Below are 19,611 nucleotides of genomic sequence, written 5' to 3'. Positions count from 1 at the left end.
CGTGCGGCCTGGCCAGGCATGCGGGGCCTGATCGGTCCTTGGCGTCCGGGAAGTGCCGGTGTCACCATAGGCATATGCCCACGCTTCAGGAGACGGCCGCGGTCCCGCGCGTTCAGCCGTGCTGCCCTCCGCTCACCCGGCAGGAACTCTCTCCCGCGGACGCGGTGACGATGGCCGCCATGTTCAAGGCGCTCGGCGACCCGGTCCGGCTGCGGCTCTTCTCGAAGGTCGCCTCCCATCCCGACGGAGAGGCGTGCGTGTGCGACATCGCCGACGTCGGCGTCTCCCAGCCCACCGTCAGTCACCACCTCAAGAAGCTGCGCGAGGCGGGCCTGCTGACCTCCGAGCGGCGTGGCACCTGGATCTACTACCGCATCGCCCCCAGCGTCCTGGCCGCCCTGTCCGTCATGCTCAGCGACGCGCCCTGACCGGGCCCCGGCTGGCGCCCCGTACCGCCGCGCGGGGCGGCGCGGGAAGCGCGTGCTCCCGACGCGGCCGAGCGCGCGTCACGGCGCGCCTTCCGGTGCGCGTCGTCTCAGGTGCTGCCTGAGGTGGGCGCGGGCGCGGGCCAGGTTCTGGCGGACCGCGGCGGGCGTCGTCTCCAGCGCGGCGGCCATCTCGTCCGTGCTGATTCCGTCCAGGTACCCGGCCATGACCTGCCGTCGCTTGCCCGGCAACCGGTCGAGGGCCGCGTGCACCCGGGCCTGCTGCTCGCGCAGGACCACGGCCTCCAGCGGGCCGCAGCCGTTCGCGCGCTCCGGGGCCGCGTCGGTGAGTTCCTCCTCCGGGCGCACGGACTGGCGCAGGAACATGCGGAGCGCCACGGTGCGCAGCCACGCGGCGCGGTGGTCGATGAGGTGCCAGCTCCGGAACGCCTCGATGAAGGCGGCCTGCGCGGCGTCGGCCGCCTCGTGGGGGCCCGCCCCGTGGCGCATGACGAACCGGGTCAACCCGGCCCGGTGCTGCCGGTAGTAGCGCGCGAAGTCCTCCCGCGTCCCCTCGTCGGCGGCTGCGGCCGGCTCGGCGGGCTGGCGCCGGCCCGGCCGGGGCAGGCCGGCCGCCAGGCCGGGGCCGTGCCGTACGTCATCCACGGGCCGTGCCCCTCGGGAGGACGACGCGCACGCTGACCTCGTCAGCGCTGTGCGACTCGGCCAGCGTGCCGCCGGCCGGCAGGGCCCGCATCCGTTCGCTGATCCCCTGCTCGCGCAGCCGGAACACCTGGACGCGCACCCGTCCCTCGATCCACCCGGACGCCAGGCGCCATCCCGCCAGGAGTCCCGTCACGACGGCTCCGGTGACCACGACCACCATGTGGCCTCCTCAACTCTCCGCGTCGCGGTGCCGGGTGCACCGCGAACCCGCGGAAGAGTGCGCGCGGCGTGGCGATGTGTGACATGGGATGGGAGGGAAACCGCAGCGCCGCCGTTGTGCGAGGCGACTACTCGCCGCACCGGCGCGGCGGGTGGACCGCCGCGGGTGGGGCGCCGGGGAGGGTTGGGGCGTACGGGTTACAGGTCGGGCAGCACGCCGTGCAGGTCGGGCACGGTGGCGTGGCCCGGCACCCGGTCGCCGCGCGGGTCGCCGGCGCGTCGTACGCCGATGACGCGCCAGCCGGCCTGGAGGGCGGCGTCCAACTCCTCCCGTACGTCGCTGAGGAAGAGCGTGGCGCCGGCCGGTACCCCGATGCGGGCGGTGATGGCCAGGTAGGACGCGGGGTCGCGCTTGGCCCCGGCGTTGGCCAGGTCGAAGTGCCCGCACAACAGGGGGCTGAGGTCGCCGTGGTCGCTGTGGGCGAACCAGTCGCGTTGCGCGGCCACCGACCCGGAGGAGTAGACGTAGCGGGCGATGCCCGCGCGCTGCCAGCGGGCCAGGGCCGGGGGCACGTCGTCGTAGACGTGGCCGGCGAGTTCGCCGCTCGCGTAGCCGTCGGCCCAGATCAGCCCCTGTACGTCCTTCAGTGGCGGGGCCTTGACGTCCGCGTCGGACCAGGCGGCCAGCGTCGCGGCGACGCCCCGTTCGTCGAGGTCGGGCGCGTCGGCGTGGGCGCGGGTCGCGTGGAGCACCCGCTCCCAGGCCGGCTGGCCGCGGTGGGCGGCGAGCCAGTGCGCGAGGCGCTCGCGCGCGTACGGGAAGAGCACGTCGCGCACGTGGTCCGCGGAGCCGGTGGTGCCCTCGATGTCGCAGACCACCGCGCGCGGCGCGGGGCCGTTCACGCCGCGTCCGCCGCGAGCAGCGCGTCGAGGCGCGGGAAGCGCTGGGAGATCGGGTCGCCGGTGAAGTCGCCCACCCAGCCGTCCTCCCCGGCGAAGAAGCGGATCGCGGTGAACTCGGGGCGCGGGCCCATGTCGAACCAGTGCGGGGTGCCGGCCGGTACGGACAGCAGGTCCCCGGCCTCGCACACCACCGCGTACACCTCCTCCCCCAGGTGCAGGTAGAAGCACCCCACACCGTGGGCGAAGAAGCGCACCTCGGCCTCGGCGTGCCGGTGTTCCTCAAGGAAGGTGGCGCGCGCCGTGGCGGCCTTCTGTCGCCAGGCGTCACTCTCCTCGGGGTGCAGGCCGGCGACGTCGACCAGGCGCAGGTCGTCGCGGGCCTGGAGCGCGTCCACCTCGGCGCGGTAGCGCGTCAGCACCTCGTCCGGGGCGGTGCCGGGCGCGACGGGGCCGCGCACCGGCCAGCGGTCGAAGGCCACCGCGTGCGCGCGCAGCGCGTCGGCGATGCGCGCCTGGTCACGGGTGCGCAGGAGCACCTGGTCGGGCGCGTCGTCGGGCATGACCTGGAGCAGGGTCACGGCACGTCACCTCTCGGCATCGGTTGTGTCGTCGTGTGCGTCGTCGGGGGTGTTCGGCGGCAGGCCGCCGGTGAGCAGCAGCAGTTGGCAGATCGCCTCCAGGCATTCCAACCGGTCGCGGGCCTGTGCCAGGTCGCGGCCCCAGGTGGTGACGCCGTGGTCGGTGATGAGCAGGGCGGGCGGCGGGTCGGGGGTGGCGGCGAGGTGGCCCGCGACGTCCTGGGCGATTCTGGGTACGTCGGGCCAGTTGGGGAAGACGGGCAGCGCGGCGCTGGTCGGGTCGGCCAGGCCCAGCCCCTTGAGGAGTTCGAGGCGCTCGACGCGCAGCGTGCGCCGGCGCGCGGGGTGCCCGACGCGGGTGGCGACGGCGGTGGCGTACGGCGCGTGGACGTGGATGACGGCGCGGGCCCCGGTCGCGCGGTAGACGGCGCAGTGGATCGTGGTCTCGGCCGAGGCGCGCAGCGGCCCGGGGGCCACCTCTACCCCGCTGTCGGCGTGCACGGCGACCACCTCGCGCCCGGTCAGCTCGCCCTTGGCCCGGCCGCTCGCGGTGATCAGCGCGGTGGTGTCGGACAGCCGCACGGAGAGGTTGCCCGCGGTGCCCGGCATCCAGCCGCGCTCGTACAACTGACGCGAGAAACGGGCGAGTTCCGCGCCCTGACCGTCGTGGGCGCGCGGCTCGGCGCGGGTCATGTCGCCGCCCCGTCACGCTGGTACGAGGCGGTGGGCGCGACCACCGGCCGCGCGGCGCGCTCTCGGTCGGCGGGGTCCAAGGCGGCGGGGGGCCGCGCGTCGCCGGGGACGAACACCCGGTCCTCGGAGACGATGGCGGTGATCAGGTCGGCCGGGGTGACGTCGAAGGCCGGGTTGTACGCGGCGGCGCCCGGCGGTGTGGTCACCACGCCGGCGTACGCGGTGACTTCGGCGGGGTCGCGCTCCTCGATGACGATGCCCGAGCCGTCGGCGGTCGCCCGGTCCCAGGTGGACTCGGGCGCGACGACCACGAAGGGGATGGCGTGGCGCGCGGCGGCTGTCGCGAGCCCGTACGTGCCGATCTTGTTCGCGACGTCCCCGTTGGCGGCGATCCGGTCGGCCCCCACCAGCACGCAGTCCACCAGCCCCTGGGCCATCGCGGCGGGCGCCGCGGAGTCCACGCACACCCGGTAGGCGATGCCCGCCCGCTCCAACTCCCAGGCGGTCAGCCGGGCGCCCTGCAGCAGCGGTCGGGTCTCGCCCACCAGCACCTCGCGGACCAGGCCGCGGCGGCCGAGTTCGAGGATGACGCCGAGCGCGGTGCCGACCGCGGCCGTGGCCAGCCGGCCGGTGTTGCAGTGCGTGAGCAGGCGCATCGGCCGCGCCCCGACGCGCGCGAGGACCAGTTCGCAGGCGCGCTCCACGGCGGCGGCCCCCGTCGCGGCGTCCTCCTCGACCATGGCCAGCGCCTCGGCGAGGACGGCGTCGGGCCCGGCGGCGACGCGCCCGGCGGCCCGGCGGACGGCCCAGGCCAGGTTGACGGCGGTGGGCCGGGCGGCGACCAGCCGCGCGGCGTCGGCGCGCACCGCGGCCTGGTCCCACCCGTCGTCGGTGCGGTGCCGGTACGCCGACAGCGCCACGCCGAGGGCGCCGGCGAGCCCGATGGCCGGCGCCCCACGGATGGCGAGCGAGCGGATGGCGGCGATGAGTTGGTCCACGCTGGTCAGCCGCAGCACCCGGGTCTCGCCGGGGAGCGCGCGTTGGTCGACGGCGACGATGGCGCCGTCGTCCCAGGCGAGCGACGGCTGGTCAACCGGTGCGGCGCGGGACGCGGGCGCCTGCGCGGGCCGCCTCCCCCTTGCGTCATCCATCGGCGTTCCCTCGGCTCGGGCCGGGGCGGCACGTGCGGCCCCGGGCTGTGGCGTGCCGCGCGGCCCATGCCGCGGCGGTCGTACGGAGACGGCCCCGCGACCGGCGCGGGGCGGGCGGACGACGGTCGGGCGCGCCGTGGTGACGGCGCCCGACGGCCAGGCTATATGAAAACGATAATCAAATATACGGGTGCCGCGACCACCTCACGAAACCGGCCGACGACGCCCCCGCCACCCCGTGGCGAGCACGCCCCGAGACGCGGCGAACGACGAACGGGCGACGAGCGAACGGCGGGCGATCGGCGGGCGGTCGGGGCGTGCGCCGGCGTACGGGAGGGGCCGAGCGGCGACCTGCGGGATGCGCCCCACGCCGCACCGCGTCCCAACTCCGCTGGTGGCGGCGCCGGTTCGAGGTCGATCGTATGTGCGCCCCTCGCGGGTGTGTCAATGGGTGCACATATCGCACCAGAGTCGGTCAATGCCCGTCCAACATCCGGGCACGTAGTTGACGGGAGGCGCAAAATACTGGTCCATTAGTTTCGTGAAGGGACAACAGCGCTTGGTCACCCGCGACCACATCGACTTCGGTCGGGTGTGGTCCGCCGCGTGTTGTCGCTGACGCGGCAGCGGGCCGTCTGACCGGCCCTCCCCTCCTGCGGTAGCCCCATCGCGGGCCACCCGACGCTCGCCGCCCCACCCTCGCGCGGCCCCTCCCCCACGCCGGCCGGCCCCGCACCCCAGCGGCGCGCCGCCGCGAACCCCGCCGCGCGAGCCGCCATCCGAGCCCGTGCCACCCACCGGTGCGCCGCGCTCGCCGCGTCCCGTTCACCCACCACTTCCGTGCCACGCCGACGGCCCGCTCCGCGCGCCGGCCCGTCGGTGTGCCGCCCTCCCCGTTTCTTCGCGAAAGGCCCTCCCATGCCCGTGGAGTTTCTTGGCATCGCTGCCACCAACGACGGTTCCGAGACCACCGCACGCTCCGGCGCCGCGTTCGACAAGGAGTACACGATCCGGCTCGCCCGGGCGCACGAGGAGTACGGCTGGGACCGGGTGCTGTTCGCCTACGCGTCCGGCGCGCCCGACCCCGCCCCGGCCGCCGCGTACCTCGCCAGCAAGCTCGACTCCCTCCAGATCCTGCTGGCCCACCGGCCCAACGTCTCGTACCCCACCTTCGCCGCCAAGACCTTCGCCACCCTCGACCAGATCAGCGACGGCCGGCTGACGGTGCACTTCATCACCGGCGGCAACGACCACGAGCAGCGGCGCGAGGGCGACACGCTCGGCAAGGACGGGCGCTACGCCCGCACCCGCGAGTACATCCAGCTCGTGAAGAAGATCTGGACCACCACGGAACCCTTCGACCACGAGGGCGAGCACTACCGGTTCCGCGACTTCGTCGCCGACGTCTTCCCCGTCCAACAGCCGCGCCCCGGCGTCTCGTTCGGCGGCTCGTCGCCCGCCGCGTACGCCGCCGGCGGCGCCGAGGCCGACGTCTACTGCCTGTGGGGCGAGCCGCTGGCCAGGACCGCCGAGCAGATCGAGGCGGTGAAGGCCGCCGCCGCGGCGGCCGGGCGCACCGACGTGCCGCGCATCCAGGTCGCCTTCCGCCCGATCATCGCGCCGACCGAGGAGCTGGCCTGGGAGAAGGCCCACCGCACGGTCGGCGCCATCAAGGCCCGGCGCGAGCAGGGGCTGCCCCGCCACCACCGCGGCGGCGCGCCGGAGAACACCGGCTCCCAGCGGCTGCTCGCCATCGCCGAGCAGGGCGAGCGCTACGACCGCGCGCTGTGGACCCCGACCGCGGCGGCCACCGGCGGCGCGGGCAACTCCAACGCGCTGGTCGGCACGCCCGAGACGGTCGCCCAGGCCCTCCTCGACTACTACGACCTCGGCGTCGACATCCTCTCGGCCCGCGGCTACGCGCTCCTCGACGACGCCATCGACTTCGGGCGGTACGTGATCCCGATCGTCCGCGAGGAGGTCGCCAAGCGCGACGCCGAGCGCGCGGCGGGCGCCGAGCGGAGCCTCGCGGCGGTGCGCGCGTGACCTCCGTAGCCCCGTCCCCGTCCGACCTGACGGTCATCGAGGTCCCGGTCTCCCACCCGCTGGTCAGGCCGCTGCTGCGGGAACTCGGCGACGAGTACACCGCGCGCTACGGCGGCGACGCGCACGAGGAGCTGGCCCGCTACCCCGACGAGGAGTTCACGCCCGCCCACGGGGGGACGCTGCTCCTCCTCCTGGAGGACGGCGACCCGGTCGCCGGCGGCGCCTTCCGCCGCTACGACGCCACGACGGCCGAGCTCAAGCGGATCTGGACGCACTCCGCGCACCGCCGCCGCGGCCTGGCCCGACAGGTGGTGACCGAGTTGGAGCGCACGGCGCGTGAGCGCGGCTACCGGCGCGTCTACCTGACCACCGGGCCACGCCAGCCCGAGGCCCGCGGCCTGTACCTGGCCACCGGCTACACGCCGCTCTTCGACACCGAGGCCGACCCCGAGACCATCGGCCCGCTCCCCTTCGAGAAGCACCTCGCCCCGGCAGACCACCAGCCACGACCATGAGCAGGCACACCACCATGGGACTCACCACGGACCCCGCGCCGCCGGACACCGGCGGCACCGATCTGGCACCCCACAAGGAGGCCGACCCGGGCGACCTCGCCGCGCTCAGGGTCGTTCCCACCCGACACTACGGCCGGTGGGCGGCTGCCCTCGCCGTGCTCGTCCTGACGGCGCAGTTCACGCACGGACTGGTCACCAACCCCGTCTGGGAGTGGGAGGTCTTCCGCGCGTACGTGCTGTCCGAGACGATCGTCTCGGCGGTCGGCCTCACGCTCCAACTCACCGCGTACGCCACCGTCCTGGGCTTCGCCCTCGGCACCGTGCTGGCCTTCATGCGGCTCTCGCGCAACCCGGTCCTCCAGACCGTTGCCTGGGCCTACATCTGGATCTTCCGGTCCATCCCGATGATCGTGCAGCTCGTGTTCTGGTTCAACCTGAGCGCCCTGTACGAGCGGCTCGGCCTCGGCATCCCCTTCGGCCCGGTCTTCTGGTCCGTCGACAGCAACGACCTGATCGGCACCATCGGCGCGGCCCTGATCGGCCTGTCGCTGCACCAGGCCGCCTACGCCGCCGAGATCGTGCGCGGCGGCGTCATCTCCGTCGACCACGGCCAGTTGGAGGCCGCGGCGGCGCTCGGCATCCCGCGGCTGCGGCAGATCCGGCGCATCGTGCTCCCGCAGGCCATGCGCGCGATCCTGCCCACGGCCGGCAACGAGATCATCGGCCTGCTCAAGGGCACCTCGGTGGTGTACGTCATGGCCATCGGCGAACTCTTCTACCAGGTGCAGGTGATCTACGGTCGCAACGGCCACGTGATCCCGCTGCTGATGGTCGCCACCGCCTGGTACGTGTTCCTGACCTCCGTGCTCTCCGTCGCGCAGTACTACGTCGAGCGGCACTTCGCCCGTGGCGCCAACCGCACCCCACCGCCGACCCCACTCCAGCGGGCCCGCGACGCCCTGGCCCGGCTGCGGGCCGGCGCGGCCGACAAGGCGCCCGCCACACCCCGGGGAGGCACCGCGTGAGCGAGGTCATGGTGGACGTACGCGGCGTCCACAAGAGCTTCGGGGCGCTGAAGGTGCTGCGCGGCGTCGACCTCACGGTCCGCGCGGGCGAGGTCACCGCGCTCCTCGGCCCCTCCGGCTCGGGGAAGTCCACACTGCTGCGCGTGATCAACCACCTGGAGAAGGTCAACCGGGGGTGGATCAGCATCGACGGCGAGCTGATCGGCTACCGGCGCTCCGGCGACAGGCTGTACGAGCTGCGGGAGCGGGACATCCTGCGCCAGCGCACCCACATCGGGTTCGTCTTCCAGCACTTCCACCTCTTCCCGCACCTGACCGTCCTGGACAACGTCGTCGAGGCCCCGGTCGCCGCGCTGCGCCGGCCCCGCAAGGAGGCCGTGGCGACCGCGGAGCGGCTGCTCGCGCGGGTCGGCCTGGCCGACAAGGCCGGCGCCTACCCCCGCCAACTCTCCGGCGGGCAGCAGCAGCGGGTGGCCATCGCCCGCGCGCTGGCCATCGAACCGAAGGTGCTGCTCTTCGACGAGCCGACCTCCGCGCTCGACCCGGAGCTGGTCGGCGAGGTCCTCGACGTCATCAAGGACCTGGCCCGCTCCGGCACCACGATGATCATCGTGACCCACGAGATCGGCTTCGCTCGCGAGGTCGCCGACACCGTGGTGTTCCTGGACGGCGGCGTCGTCGTGGAACAGGGCCCACCCGGCGCCGTCCTCGACGCCCCCCGGCACGAGCGCACCCGCGCCTTCCTGTCCAAGGTGCTCTGACCCCGGCGCGCGCTCCGTACCCCGCCGCCACCCCTCCCATCCCGCGTCACCCCGCACCCGCACCGCTCACGCTCCACCCGCAGGCAAGGAGAACACTCATGCGCACCCTCGTCGCCACCCGCACCACGGCCGCGGCGCTCGCCCTCGCGGCCACCGCCGCCCTCGCTGCCTGCAGCAACCCCTCGGACGGCGGCAGTACCGAGGTCGCCGCCAAGTCCGGCACCCGTACGAAGATCAACCTGAGCCCGGACCAGAGACGGATCAGCACCCCCAAGGTGGACGCCATCGCGGCCAAGGTGCCCGCGGAGATCCGCGAGCGGGGCACGCTGAAGATCGTCAACTCCTCCGGTTCCTCGGCGCCGTTGAACTTCTACGCCACCGACAACAAGACCCTCATCGGCGTGGAGACCGACATCGCCGCCCTGATCGCGAACGTGCTCGGGCTCAAGCCCCACTTCACCTCGACCTCCTGGGAGAACATCTTCGTCGGGCTCTCCAGCGGCAAGTACGACCTGGGCGCGAGCAACATCACCGTCACCGAGGAACGCAAGGACCGCTACGACTTCGCCACCTACCGCAAGGACGACCTCGCCTTCGAGGCCCGCAAGGGCAGCGGGCTCACGGTCAGGGGGCCGCGCGACGTGGCGGGTAAGACCGTCGCCGTCAGCTCGGGCACCAACCAGGAGAAGCTGTTGGTGGAGTGGAGCAAGGAGAACGAGCGGGCCGGCCGGAAACCGGTGGACATCAAGTACTACCAGAACGCCACCGACACCTATCTCGCGCTCGCCTCCCGCCGCATCGACCTCTACCTCGGCCCCAACCCGAACGCCGCCTACCACGCGGCGTCCACCGGCAAGACCGAGGTCGTCGGCACCCACTCGGGTGCCGGCACCTCCCTCCAGGGCCTCATCGCCGCCACCACCAAGAAGGGCAACGGCCTGGTCGAGCCGCTGGCCGAGGCGCTGAACGAGGTCATCGACAACGGCACGTACGGCAAGGTGCTGGCCCGCTGGGGGCTGACCAACGAGGCCGTGGCGAAGTCGGAGACCAACCCGCCGGGGCTGCCGCGGACCAACAAGTAACCCCCGCGCCACGGCCCCGGCGCCCGCTTCCCCTCCTGGCGCCGGGGCCGCGCCCGCCCGCGCCCACACCCGGCCCACGCCACCGGAGGTACCCCGTGCGATTCCAGGTCCTGACCATCGTCCAGCACGCCCCCCACCCGCTGACCGGCGCGCTCGGTTCCGCCGCCGACCGGCTCGCCGAGGTCGTGGAGACCGGCGTGCGGGCCGAGGAGTTGGGCTTCGACGGCTACGCGGTCGGCGAGCGGCACGCCGGGGCGTTCCTGTCCTCCAGCCCCACGGTGCTGCTCGGCGCGCTGGCCGCCCGCACCGCCCGGATCAGGCTGCTGACCGGCGTGACCGTGGTCGCCATACTGGACCCGGTCCGGGTGGCCGAGGACTACGCGACGCTGGACCAACTCTCGCGCGGGCGCGTCGAGTTGGTGATCGGCAAGGGCGCGGAGACGGGCCACTTCGACCTCTTCGGCCTGGACGAGGAGTCGCAGTGGGAGTACCAGGCCGAGAAGTACGAGTTGCTGCGCAGGCTGTGGCGGGAGGAGAAGGTGAGCTGGCGGGGCCGGTTCCGGCCGGCCCTCGACGGGGCCACCACCGTGCCCCGCCCGTTCGGCGCGCGCCCGCCGCGCGTCTGGCACGGCTCGGCCACCAGCCTCAACTCGCCGGAGCTGGCAGCCCGGCACGGCGACCCGTTGTTCAGCGCCAACGCCATCCAGCCGCGCGCGGCGTACGTCCGACTCATCGACCACTACCGCGAGCGCTTCGCCGCGCACGGGCACGACCCGGCCCACGCCTACGTCGGAGCGGGTTCGGGCGGCCTCTTCCTGGCGGACACCACGCAGCAGGCCGTCGCCCGGTTCAAGGACTTCTACGAGGCGCGGGTGCGCCAGGCGTACAAGCCACACCTGGCGGACAAGCCCGGCTACAACACGCCCTTCCGCACCATCGAGGAGGCGATCGCCGACGGCCCGCACCTGATCGGCAGCCCGCAGCAGGTCATCGACAAGATCCTCGAATCCCACCAGGTCTACCGGCACGACCTCCAGTCCATCACCGTGGACAGCTCCGGGCTGGCCCTGCCGGCGCAGTTCGAGCAACTCCAGCGGTTCGCCGAGGAGGTCGCGCCGGTCGTGCGGCAGGCCGCGCCCACCACGCTGTGGCAACGCCCGGCCCACGAGGAACGGAGCACGCCCGTGACCTGACGGGGCGTGCGCGGCCGGGCCCGGGCCGGACAGCGGGCCCACACGGGCGCACGCGTCAGCGGGAATTGATCGGAAATCCGTCCGCCATGCGGAATCACATTTCGGCCTTCTTGACCGGCCGAACTCCCCCCTGGTTAGATCGGTGACATGAAGCGACAGGAACTCACGCGGCGGCGCCATGTCGATCTCGCGCGCGTCTCAAGTTCCCGCTGTCGCCGGTGATATAGAGCGCGGCCTCCCGGAACAGCCCGCTCCCGCCCGGCACTCCTGGTCGTATCGCCCCTGACCAGTGATCACCCGGGCCAACCGCCCCACGATACGGCGCACTCACTCTTCCTTCCGCTCCCCGCGCGACGGCGCGGACACAGCGCGGGAATTTCCTCGCCGAGTCGTCTGTTCACATTCCTGTCCTCCCTTTTCCGCGGATTATCCAACTCCCAGGGAACGGCGCCAGCAGATCTCCCCGCACGTCTGCGTGCATACGGCATCGACTGGCGTGGAGGCGACGGAAAAGCGTGCGGCGCGCACCTCGTCACCGGGCCCCGGCGCCCTCGCCCCGCACCGCCCGCGACGCCCGGGGCGCGTTCCCGCCCGTACTCCCCGGCCCCGCCGGTCGGCGCCCGTACGCCGCCGCGCCGACCGAACCCCTGGTCTTCGAAAGGTCCCCGTCATGGCCACCGTCCTGTCCGTCTCCGGAAGCCCGTCCGCGACCTCGCGCACCGCCAGGCTGCTGCGCCACCTCGACGCCCGACTCGCCTCCCAGGGACACGAGGTGGTCCCGCTCGACGTCCGGACCCTCCCGGCCGAGGCGCTGCTCGGGGCCGACTTCCAGCACCCGGCGATCGTGGCGGCCACGGCCCAGTTCGCGCGGGCGCAAGGCGTGGTGATCGGCACCCCCATCTACAAGGCCGCCTACTCCGGCCTGCTCAAGTCGCTGCTCGACCTGCTGCCGCAGTACGCGCTGGCCGACAAGACCGTCCTCCCGCTGGCCACCGGCGGCACCACCGCGCACGTGCTGGCCATCGACTACGCGCTGCGCCCGGTGCTCAACTCCATGGGCGCGGCGCACATCGTGCAGGGCTGGTTCACGCTCGACAAGGACCTCACCGTCGGCGACGACGGCGCGCTGACCATCGCGCCGGCCGCGGCCGGCGCCCTGGAACAGGTCGCGGACCAGTTCTCGGCCGCGCTCGGTGGCCGCACGACCGTACTGGCGGCCACCGGATGAGCGCCCCCACCCACCCCCTCGCACGAAGGGCGTGCGCCCCATGAGCCTCACCTTCCACTGGTTCCTGCCCACCAACGGCGACAGCCGCCACGTCGTCGGCGGCGGCCACGGCACGCCGGTCACCGCGGCCGGCGGCGACCGCCCGCCGACCGTCGGCTATCTGACGCAGATCGCCCGCGCCGCCGAGGACCTGGGCTTCGTCGGCGCGCTGACGCCGACCGGCGCCTGGTGCGAGGACGCCTGGTTGACGACCGCCATGGTCAGCCAGCACACCGAGCGGCTGAGGTTCCTGGTCGCCTTCCGCCCGGGGTTCGTCTCGCCCACCCTCGCGGCCCAGATGGCCGCCACCTACCAGCGACAGACCGGCGGTCGGCTGTTGCTGAACGTGGTCACCGGCGGCGAGAGCCACGAGCAGCGGGCCTACGGCGACTTCCTGGACAAGGACGCGCGGTACGCCCGTACGGACGAGTTCCTGCGGGTCGTCCGCGGGTTGTGGCGCGGCGAGCGGGTGGACCTGGCGGGCGAGCACCTGCGGGTGGCGGGCGCGCGGCTGACCCAGCTGCCCGACCCGGTGCCGGAGATCTACTTCGGCGGCTCGTCGCCCGTCGCGGGCAAGGTGGCCGCCCGCCACGCACGGGTCTACCTCACCTGGGGCGAACCGCCCGCACAGGTGGCCGAGAAGATCGCCTGGGTGCGGGGGCTGGCCGAGAAGGAGGGCCGCGACATCCGCTTCGGCATCCGTCTGCACGTCATCACGCGGGACAGCGCGGAGCAGGCGTGGGCCGAGGCGCGGCGGCTGTTGGACGGCTTCGACCCCCAGACCGTGCGCGCGGTGCAGAGCGGGCTCGCCCGCAGCGAGTCGGAGGGCCAACGGCGGATGCTCGCCCTGCACGGCGGCGAGCGGGACGGCCTGGAGATCCACCCGAACCTGTGGGCCGGCATCGGGTTGGTACGCGGCGGCGCGGGCACCGCGCTGGTCGGCAGCCACGACGAGGTGGCCGAGCGCGTCATCGAGTACCACCGGCTTGGCATCGACGAGTTCGTGCTCTCCGGGTACCCGCACCTGGAGGAGGCGTACTGGTTCGGCGAGGGCGTCCTGCCGCGCCTGGCCGCGCGGGGCCTGTGGGCCCACCCGGCGAAGGCCGCGCCCGCCGCCGCGCCCGCCGCGGTGTGAGAGGGGGGTTCAGCGGCTGACGGCGGTCTCGCGCGCCACCCGGGACAGCTTCTCGGGGTTGCGGACGTGGTAGGCGCCGGTGACGTAGCCGTCCTCGACCCGCACCGCCACCACGCCGTCGATCTCCCCACCCACCCGGACCAGGAGCCCCGGGCCGCCGTTGATCTGCACCGGTTCGACCGACCTCTCGGCGTCGCGCCGCCACCAGCCGGCGGCCAGCAGGCGAGCCACCCGGTCCGCGCCGACGACGGGTTGGAGCAGGGCGTGCCTGACTCCCCCGCCGTCGCTCAGGGCGACCACGTCCGGCGCGAGGATGTCGAGGAGACTCTGCAACTCCCCGGTCTCGACGGCGCGTTGGAAGGCCCGGAGCGCGGCCCGGGTCTGGGCGGGTGAGACGGGGCCGCGCGGTCGGCGCGCGGCGACGTGTGACCGGGCCCGGTAGGCGAGTTGGCGGACGGCGGCCGGGCTCCTGCCGACGGCCTCGGCGATCTCCTCGTACTCGACGGCGAACACCTCGCGCAGCACGAACACCGCCCGCTCCACCGGTTGGAGCGTCTCCAGGACGAGCAGCATGGCCATCGAGACGCTGTCGGCCAGTTCGACGTCCTCGGCGACGTCCGGCGCGGTCAGCAGCGGCTCGGGCAGCCAGGGGCCGACGTAGGACTCCTTGCGCCGGCTGAGCGCGCGCATCCGGTCCAGCGCCTGCCGGGTGACGATCCGCACCAGGTAGGCGCGCTCCTCGCGCACGGTCGCCAGATCCACGCCCACCCACCGCAACCACGTCTCCTGCAGCACGTCCTCGGCGTCGGCGGCCGAGCCGAGCATCTCGTACGCGACGGTGAACAGCAGGTTCCGGTGGGCGACGAACGCCTCGGTGGCCGCGTCCACCGGCTCCGTCCGACCGCCGGGCCGCAGCCGCTCGGCCGGGCTCGTGACCGGATCGCCGTGCTCGCTCATACAGACTCCCACCCACTGGTCTCTCCACACTGCCGCACGCACTGGACGTCGGTGACGGTGGCCGCGTAACACGTGCGGCCGGTGGCCTACGTCACACGGGCGTGGTTGTTACGCGTGCCCTGACGCGGACGTCTGGTGTGCGTTGGTGCGCCACCGCACCGGCCCAGCACCCCACACCACAGGAAGAGGGACAGGGAACATGAGCACCGTCAAGTTCGCCGTGGCAGGAGCGACCGGACGGCTGGGACGCCACGTCGTGGACGTCCTCGCCGAGCGGGGACACCAGGTCGTGTCGATGTCCCGCGCCACCGGCGTGGACATCATCACCGGTACGGGCCTGGCCGACGCCCTCGCCGGGGTCGACGTCATCATCGACGTCGCGTCGTGGCACGCCTCCGACCAGGCGGCGGCCACGGAGTTCTTCCGCACCGCCACCGGCAACCTGCACGAGGCCGGCCAGCGCGCCGGAGTCGGCCACCTCGTCGCCGTGTCCATCATCGGCGCCGACAAGGCCACCGCCGGTTTCGTCGCCGCCCAGCAGGTGCACGAGGAGGCCACCCTGGCCGGCCCGCTGCCCGCCCGCATCCTGCGGGCCGCGCAGTTCCACGAGTTCGTCGACCAGCTCCTGGACTGGCGGCAGGGCGACGTCGCCTACGTACCGGCCCTGCCCACCCAACTCGTGGCCTGCCGCACCGTGGCCGAGACGCTGGTCGACCTGGCCACCGACGCCGACGCGTCCGGCCCGTCGGCGCCCGACACGCCGATCCCCGAGGTCGCCGGGCCCCGCCGGGAGGTCATGGCCGAGGCGGCCCGGCTCCTCGGCGCCCGTCGCGGCATCAAGGTCGTCGAGGTCGACGGCGCCGGCATACCCGACGCCGAGATCGCCGCGGCCGGCGGGTTCCTGCCCAGCCCGCACGCCAGGCTCGCCGGCCCCACCTTCGAGGAGTGGCTCGCCGCCCGCGGCTGAACTGCCCGCACCCGCACCGAGGGGGCGGGCCGACGCGGGGCGGGCCGAGCGTTGCGCACGGCCCGCCGCGCCGCCCCCACCAGCACCCTTGACCCACCACGGAGACACGCGATGCCATCACCGACCCAGCCACCTGCCCCGGCCCGCGCGGCGCGGGGCCGGCCTCCCCGGTTCTTCGGCCTGATGAAGGCGACCACGGCCTTCCTGGCCGCCACGCTGCTGGTGCAGGGGATCACCGCCGGACGCCTCATGTCCGGCACGGACGGCAGCGAGGTGCACCACACCACGGGCGCCTTCGTCACGGTCGCGCTGGTCCTCCAGACGACCGCCGCGGTCCTGGCCTGGCGGGCGGATCGCGCGACGGCGCGGTACCTGGCCACCACCGTGGTGCTGCTCGCGTTGACCAGCGTGCAGTTCGTGGTCGGCGGCAGCGGCGACCTCTCCCTGCACGTGCCGCTCGGCGTGGCGCTGTTCGGAGCGGGCGCCGTCCTGATGACACAGGTGTGGTCAGCCCGCACCACCCCGTGACGGCGAACGCCCCGGGGGCGCGGCGCCCGGCCGCGCCCCCACGGACGAGCCCGACGGCCTACCCCGTACGCTGACAGATGCCCGCATACCGGCCACCGCCGAGCCGCGCGGGCGGCGGCGGCCACACCGCGTCCGCGCCGTCAGTCCTCCCCCTCGTCGCCCTCGTCGCCCTCGAAGGCGTCGCCGATCTCGTCGACCACCTCGGTCGCGACGATGCCGCCCACGACACCCACGGCCACCCCGGCCGCCACGCCGGCCACCACGGCCCCGGTGCCCGGCCCCGACCGGCCCCCCGCGCCGTGCCCCGCGACGTGCTCGTGGGACGCGGGTCCGTGGTCCAGCCCGTACGCGTCGCCGCGCCGCTCGACCATGCCGCGAACCCAGGAGTCCACCGCCGCCGGCCAGTCCATCCGCTCCAGGTCCTGGTGGGCCACGGTGAAGCGGTGGACGGCGTCGCCGCCGGCGGACAGCGGGCCACCGCGCTTGTCGGCCTCCACGACGACCTCCATGCCCACCGGCGTGGCGAGGAACGTCACCTCGACCTCCTGGAGGGCGTGGGCGAGGCTCGGCGGCGGGCTCAGCTCGATCTCCTGGTAGAACGGCAGGCTCTGGCTGGTGCCGTTGATGTGGCCAAGCTCCAGGTCCGCGCCGGTGAACCCGTAACCGAGCTGCCCGAACGCCTCCAACACCGCCTCCTGGAGCGGCAGCGGGCGCACCCGCAGCGGGTCCAGGTCGCCCTTGTCCTTCGCGCCCGCGACCGCGAGTTCCGTGCGGACGCCGAGGACCACGCCGAGGCCCTGGCCGTGCAGCTCGGTCATCGGCGTCTCCCACGGCAGTGACAGTCCGAACGGCACCTCCCACTTCTGGCCCTCGGCCAGCCGGAAGCCTCCGTCGACCGTCGCCCGGTGGAAGGCGACCAGCCCCTCCCGTTCCCCGTCGCCGCCCTCGGCCTCGACCCGGGCGACCAACTCCAGCGTGACGTGCTCGATCTCGGCCGCCGACGTGCCGCCGACCATGCACACCCGGCCGGACAGGACGCCCCCGGGCAGCACCGCGCCGTCGTCCAGGACCGTGTCCACCGAGGGGCCGCCGACCCCGATGGCTCCCAGCAGCCGTTTGAACACCATCGCGGCGCTCTCCCTCTCCGTCGCTCTCACGTGATGATCCGTCGTACCGCGCGCCACCCGGCACGCGCCCGTACGCGGCGGCCCCCTGCGCGGGGGCCGCCGCCCGGTGCCCGGCCTACTTCGCCGCGGCGTCCAGGGCCGCGAGGGACGCGGCCCAGTGGAAGTACTTCACCTTGGCCAGATCGGCCACCGTCGTGACGCCGAACGCCTCGTGCAACAGCTCGCCGTCGCGGTCCGAGACGCCCTTCAGGGCCGAGACCGGCGCGGCGAGGATCTCCGGGAGGTCCTTGTCCGCCCACGCCTTGTCGAGCACCTTGCCAAGATCTACTGCCGCCATTGCCCTCTCCCAGGGGGTGTGGTGTTCACTCGTACCCGGCCGGCCCTCGGTACGGTCGCCGTCGAACCAACCCGCGCCGATCCCGGCAACTCCGGTCCTGCGCGGCCGACTTGGCCAGGACGCCGTACCGACACCGCCGCGCGCGGGACAACTCCGTGTCGTGTCGCGGGGTTTGTCGTACGCCGTCAGGGTCGCGGAACTCGGGTTGTCAGGGCCGCCACGGCGTTCCTCCGGTTCCGTTCCGTCGGCCGCGGTCACAGAATCTACAACACTGTAGAGGTCGGTAGGCCCGATCGCGCCAGCGAACGCTCACACCGCGGCAATCCGCCAACCCCACTGCCCCGAGCGGAGGATGGCGCGCCACGGCCCCGTCGAGGCCCCGAACGCCACCCCGGTCACGCCGCCACGGGCGCCGCCCCCCGTCGGCGCCCGCGCGGTCGGCACCCCCCACCTCGACCTCTGGTGGCTGCGTGCGCCTCGAACCCCACGGGCGCGGCCCGGGAGGGGACCCGACCAGGCTCGAAGGTCCGCTGAGTGATTGGTCAGTACCTCGCCCCGGCCCGCCTCCGCACGCTCCCCGCCGCCGCTCCGGCCTGGGCGGGCGCCCGCCGAGCAAGGCCCTGGGCCGTCCCCCGGCCGGTGCCTCACTTGGCGCGCCGGGCGCTCAGTGGTTAAGTAGTCACATGACGAGATCGCCGGCTGGGCGCCAGCTTTCGACGGCGGACGAACGGCGCGAGACGGTCCTGCGGACCGCCGTCGGCGCGTTCGCCGCCCGTGGGTACTACGGCACGACGACGGGCGAGGTCGCCAAGGCCGCCGGCATCTCCCAGGCGTACGTGTACCGGCTGTTCCCCGACAAGGAGACCCTGTTCGTGGCCGTGATCGAGCACTGCTCGACGCGGATGCGCGCGGCGTTCGCCGAGGCCGCGGCCCGGGCGACGAGCAGCGATCCGGCCAGCGTGCTGGACGCGCTGGGTGACGCGTACGCGCGGTTGGTCGCCGACAAGGACCTGTTGCTGGTGATGTTGCAGGCCAAGTGCGCGGCGAGCGAGCCGGCCATCCGCGACGCGGTCCGCGCGACCTACGCGCGCGAGGTCGAATACGTGCGAGCGGTCTCCGGCGCCGGCGAGGAGGACATCCAGCGCTTCTTCGCCCGCGGGTTCCTGTGCGACGCGCTGATCGCCATGGGCGCGGACGAGGTCGACGCCCCGTGGTCGCGCACGTTGCTGACCGGAATCCGCCACTACTGAGCCGGCGAGCGGGGCCCACACCGCCGCGCGCCACGCCCGTCAAAAAAACTTCGGCGCAGGATGTCGAGAACCCGATCCCGGCCACGTCCCCGCTACGGCACCCGCCAGGAACGTGCGAAGGAGACGAACGAGATGAGCAAGGTCACCACCGGCGCCACCACGATGTCCCTGGACGGCTACATCGCCGGCCCCGAGGAGAGCGGCTTCGACCTGCTGTTCCAGTGGTACGGCGACGGTGACGTCGAGATCCCGTCGGCCAGCCCCGACGTGCCGCCGCTCCGCGTCTCCGCGGCCAGCGCCGAGTTGCTCAGGCGGGAGTGGGCGAACACCGGCGCGCTGGTCGTCGGCCGGCGCCTGTACGACATGACGAACGCCTGGGGCGGGCGCCACCCGATGAACGTGACCACGGTCGTGCTCACCCACCAGCGCCCGGACGACCGGCCCGAGGACGACGAGAACTTCGTCTTCGTCACCGACGGCATCGAGTCGGCGGTGGCCAGGGCCCGGGAGTTGGCCGGCGAGAAGGACGTCGCGGTCAACGGCGGGGAGATGGCCCGGCAGTGTCTGGAGGCCGGCCTGCTGGACGAGATCGGCGTCGCGCTGGTGCCGGTCATCCTGGGTGGCGGAAAGACGCTCTTCGGCGAACTCGGCACCGTGCCGGTGCGGTTCGACGGGCCCAGCACCGTGATCGACGGCGGCGGCGTCACCCACCTGCGCTACCAGGTCAGGAAGTAGGCCACCGGCCGGCCACCGCGCCCGCGCGCGGTGGCCGGCCGGTGCGGGTCA

General features: G+C 73.8%; 23 protein-coding genes. 14 read left to right on the top strand and 9 right to left on the bottom strand.

The genetic code is table 11. From position 1 onward, the window contains the following. Positions 1-74 precede the first annotated feature (74 nt). Complete coding sequence (locus tag AC3CHW_RS30170; protein ID WP_398609150.1) at positions 75-428, top strand: ArsR/SmtB family transcription factor; 354 nt, start codon at positions 75-77, stop codon at positions 426-428. A gap of 78 nt (positions 429-506) precedes the next feature. Here the strand turns inward: AC3CHW_RS30170 and AC3CHW_RS30165 are convergent, their stop codons facing one another. The 6 genes from AC3CHW_RS30165 to mtnA all read right to left on the bottom strand — a co-directional run bounded on the left by AC3CHW_RS30165 (position 507) and on the right by mtnA (position 4,635). Further along, positions 507-1,091 carry an RNA polymerase sigma factor gene (locus AC3CHW_RS30165; protein ID WP_488468566.1) on the bottom strand — a complete coding sequence of 195 codons (585 nt, stop codon included), beginning with the start codon at positions 1,089-1,091 and terminating at the stop codon, positions 507-509. Continuing rightward, positions 1,084-1,311, bottom strand: coding sequence for a hypothetical protein (locus AC3CHW_RS30160; protein ID WP_398609152.1), 228 nt, complete (start codon positions 1,309-1,311; stop codon positions 1,084-1,086). The genes AC3CHW_RS30165 and AC3CHW_RS30160 overlap by 8 nt, the downstream gene beginning before the upstream one ends. A 197-nt stretch (positions 1,312-1,508) precedes the next feature. Further along, a complete protein-coding gene (mtnC, locus tag AC3CHW_RS30155) occupies positions 1,509-2,213 on the bottom strand; it encodes an acireductone synthase (protein ID WP_488468565.1) in 705 nt (234 codons plus the stop codon). Then, entirely contained in the window at positions 2,210-2,791 is a 582-nt protein-coding gene (locus AC3CHW_RS30150; protein ID WP_488468564.1) for a 1,2-dihydroxy-3-keto-5-methylthiopentene dioxygenase, read from the bottom strand. Before AC3CHW_RS30150 ends, mtnC begins: the two co-directional genes overlap by 4 nt. A gap of 6 nt (positions 2,792-2,797) precedes the next feature. Continuing rightward, positions 2,798-3,484: a methylthioribulose 1-phosphate dehydratase gene (mtnB, locus tag AC3CHW_RS30145; protein ID WP_488468563.1), complete on the bottom strand. Its 687-nt coding sequence runs from the start codon at positions 3,482-3,484 to the stop codon at positions 2,798-2,800. Then, positions 3,481-4,635: an S-methyl-5-thioribose-1-phosphate isomerase gene (mtnA, locus tag AC3CHW_RS30140; protein WP_488468562.1), complete on the bottom strand. Its 1,155-nt coding sequence runs from the start codon at positions 4,633-4,635 to the stop codon at positions 3,481-3,483. The genes mtnB and mtnA overlap by 4 nt, the downstream gene beginning before the upstream one ends. 918 nt (positions 4,636-5,553) lie before the next feature. On the opposite strand from mtnA, the gene AC3CHW_RS30135 reads away from it, so the two are divergent. The 9 genes from AC3CHW_RS30135 (at position 5,554) to AC3CHW_RS30095 (ending at position 13,659) form a co-directional block, all read left to right on the top strand. Further along, positions 5,554-6,681, top strand: coding sequence for an LLM class flavin-dependent oxidoreductase (locus AC3CHW_RS30135; RefSeq protein ID WP_488468561.1), 1,128 nt, complete (start codon positions 5,554-5,556; stop codon positions 6,679-6,681). Next, positions 6,678-7,196, top strand: a complete 519-nt coding sequence (locus tag AC3CHW_RS30130; protein WP_398609158.1) for a GNAT family N-acetyltransferase — start codon at positions 6,678-6,680, stop codon at positions 7,194-7,196. Before AC3CHW_RS30135 ends, AC3CHW_RS30130 begins: the two co-directional genes overlap by 4 nt. Positions 7,197-7,210: 14 nt before the next feature. After that, a complete protein-coding gene (locus tag AC3CHW_RS30125) occupies positions 7,211-8,221 on the top strand; it encodes an amino acid ABC transporter permease (protein ID WP_488471212.1) in 1,011 nt (336 codons plus the stop codon). Next, positions 8,218-8,982, top strand: a complete 765-nt coding sequence (locus AC3CHW_RS30120; protein WP_488468560.1) for an amino acid ABC transporter ATP-binding protein — start codon at positions 8,218-8,220, stop codon at positions 8,980-8,982. Before AC3CHW_RS30125 ends, AC3CHW_RS30120 begins: the two co-directional genes overlap by 4 nt. 98 nt (positions 8,983-9,080) lie before the next feature. Then, the gene (locus AC3CHW_RS30115) at positions 9,081-10,064 is read left to right on the top strand and encodes an ABC transporter substrate-binding protein (RefSeq protein WP_488468559.1); all 984 of its coding nucleotides are present in this window, start codon (positions 9,081-9,083) and stop codon (positions 10,062-10,064) included. 95 nt (positions 10,065-10,159) lie between these two features. Beyond that, the gene (locus tag AC3CHW_RS30110) at positions 10,160-11,257 is read left to right on the top strand and encodes an LLM class flavin-dependent oxidoreductase (RefSeq protein WP_488468558.1); all 1,098 of its coding nucleotides are present in this window, start codon (positions 10,160-10,162) and stop codon (positions 11,255-11,257) included. A gap of 147 nt (positions 11,258-11,404) precedes the next feature. After that, a complete protein-coding gene (locus tag AC3CHW_RS30105) occupies positions 11,405-11,479 on the top strand; it encodes a putative leader peptide (protein WP_372454699.1) in 75 nt (24 codons plus the stop codon). Between the two features lie 448 nt (positions 11,480-11,927). Further along, positions 11,928-12,485, top strand: a complete 558-nt coding sequence (gene ssuE / locus AC3CHW_RS30100) for an NADPH-dependent FMN reductase (protein WP_459248057.1) — start codon at positions 11,928-11,930, stop codon at positions 12,483-12,485. A 40-nt stretch (positions 12,486-12,525) separates the two neighbouring features. Then, positions 12,526-13,659 (top strand): LLM class flavin-dependent oxidoreductase, encoded by a 1,134-nt coding sequence (locus AC3CHW_RS30095; RefSeq protein WP_488468557.1) that lies wholly within the window; start codon positions 12,526-12,528, stop codon positions 13,657-13,659. Positions 13,660-13,668: 9 nt separating this feature from the next. Here the strand turns inward: AC3CHW_RS30095 and AC3CHW_RS30090 are convergent, their stop codons facing one another. Further along, positions 13,669-14,616 (bottom strand): RNA polymerase sigma-70 factor, encoded by a 948-nt coding sequence (locus AC3CHW_RS30090; protein ID WP_398609163.1) that lies wholly within the window; start codon positions 14,614-14,616, stop codon positions 13,669-13,671. Between the two features lie 199 nt (positions 14,617-14,815). Here AC3CHW_RS30090 and AC3CHW_RS30085 point away from each other — a divergent pair, with 199 nt between their 5' ends. Further along, positions 14,816-15,583: an SDR family oxidoreductase gene (locus AC3CHW_RS30085; protein WP_488468556.1), complete on the top strand. Its 768-nt coding sequence runs from the start codon at positions 14,816-14,818 to the stop codon at positions 15,581-15,583. Positions 15,584-15,694: 111 nt separating this feature from the next. Beyond that, positions 15,695-16,111 carry a hypothetical protein gene (locus tag AC3CHW_RS30080; RefSeq protein WP_187060915.1) on the top strand — a complete coding sequence of 139 codons (417 nt, stop codon included), beginning with the start codon at positions 15,695-15,697 and terminating at the stop codon, positions 16,109-16,111. A 140-nt stretch (positions 16,112-16,251) separates the two neighbouring features. Here AC3CHW_RS30080 and AC3CHW_RS30075 read toward each other — a convergent pair whose 3' ends face one another. Together AC3CHW_RS30075 and AC3CHW_RS30070 are read right to left on the bottom strand one after the other, a co-directional pair. Then, the gene (locus AC3CHW_RS30075; protein WP_488471211.1) at positions 16,252-17,238 is read right to left on the bottom strand and encodes a sporulation protein; all 987 of its coding nucleotides are present in this window, start codon (positions 17,236-17,238) and stop codon (positions 16,252-16,254) included. A 115-nt stretch (positions 17,239-17,353) separates the two neighbouring features. Beyond that, a complete protein-coding gene (locus AC3CHW_RS30070) occupies positions 17,354-17,575 on the bottom strand; it encodes a hypothetical protein (RefSeq protein ID WP_176160717.1) in 222 nt (73 codons plus the stop codon). 683 nt (positions 17,576-18,258) lie between these two features. On the opposite strand from AC3CHW_RS30070, the gene AC3CHW_RS30065 reads away from it, so the two are divergent. Together AC3CHW_RS30065 and AC3CHW_RS30060 are read left to right on the top strand one after the other, a co-directional pair. Then, positions 18,259-18,825, top strand: coding sequence for a TetR/AcrR family transcriptional regulator (locus AC3CHW_RS30065; protein WP_398609166.1), 567 nt, complete (start codon positions 18,259-18,261; stop codon positions 18,823-18,825). Positions 18,826-18,957: 132 nt separating this feature from the next. Further along, positions 18,958-19,560 carry a dihydrofolate reductase family protein gene (locus tag AC3CHW_RS30060; RefSeq protein WP_459248052.1) on the top strand — a complete coding sequence of 201 codons (603 nt, stop codon included), beginning with the start codon at positions 18,958-18,960 and terminating at the stop codon, positions 19,558-19,560. Positions 19,561-19,611: the final 51 nt, after the last annotated feature.

This window comes from Streptomyces sp. MGP-BFMKR1, from assembly GCF_057766585.1.
This window is presented reverse-complemented; position numbering and strand designations above follow the sequence as displayed.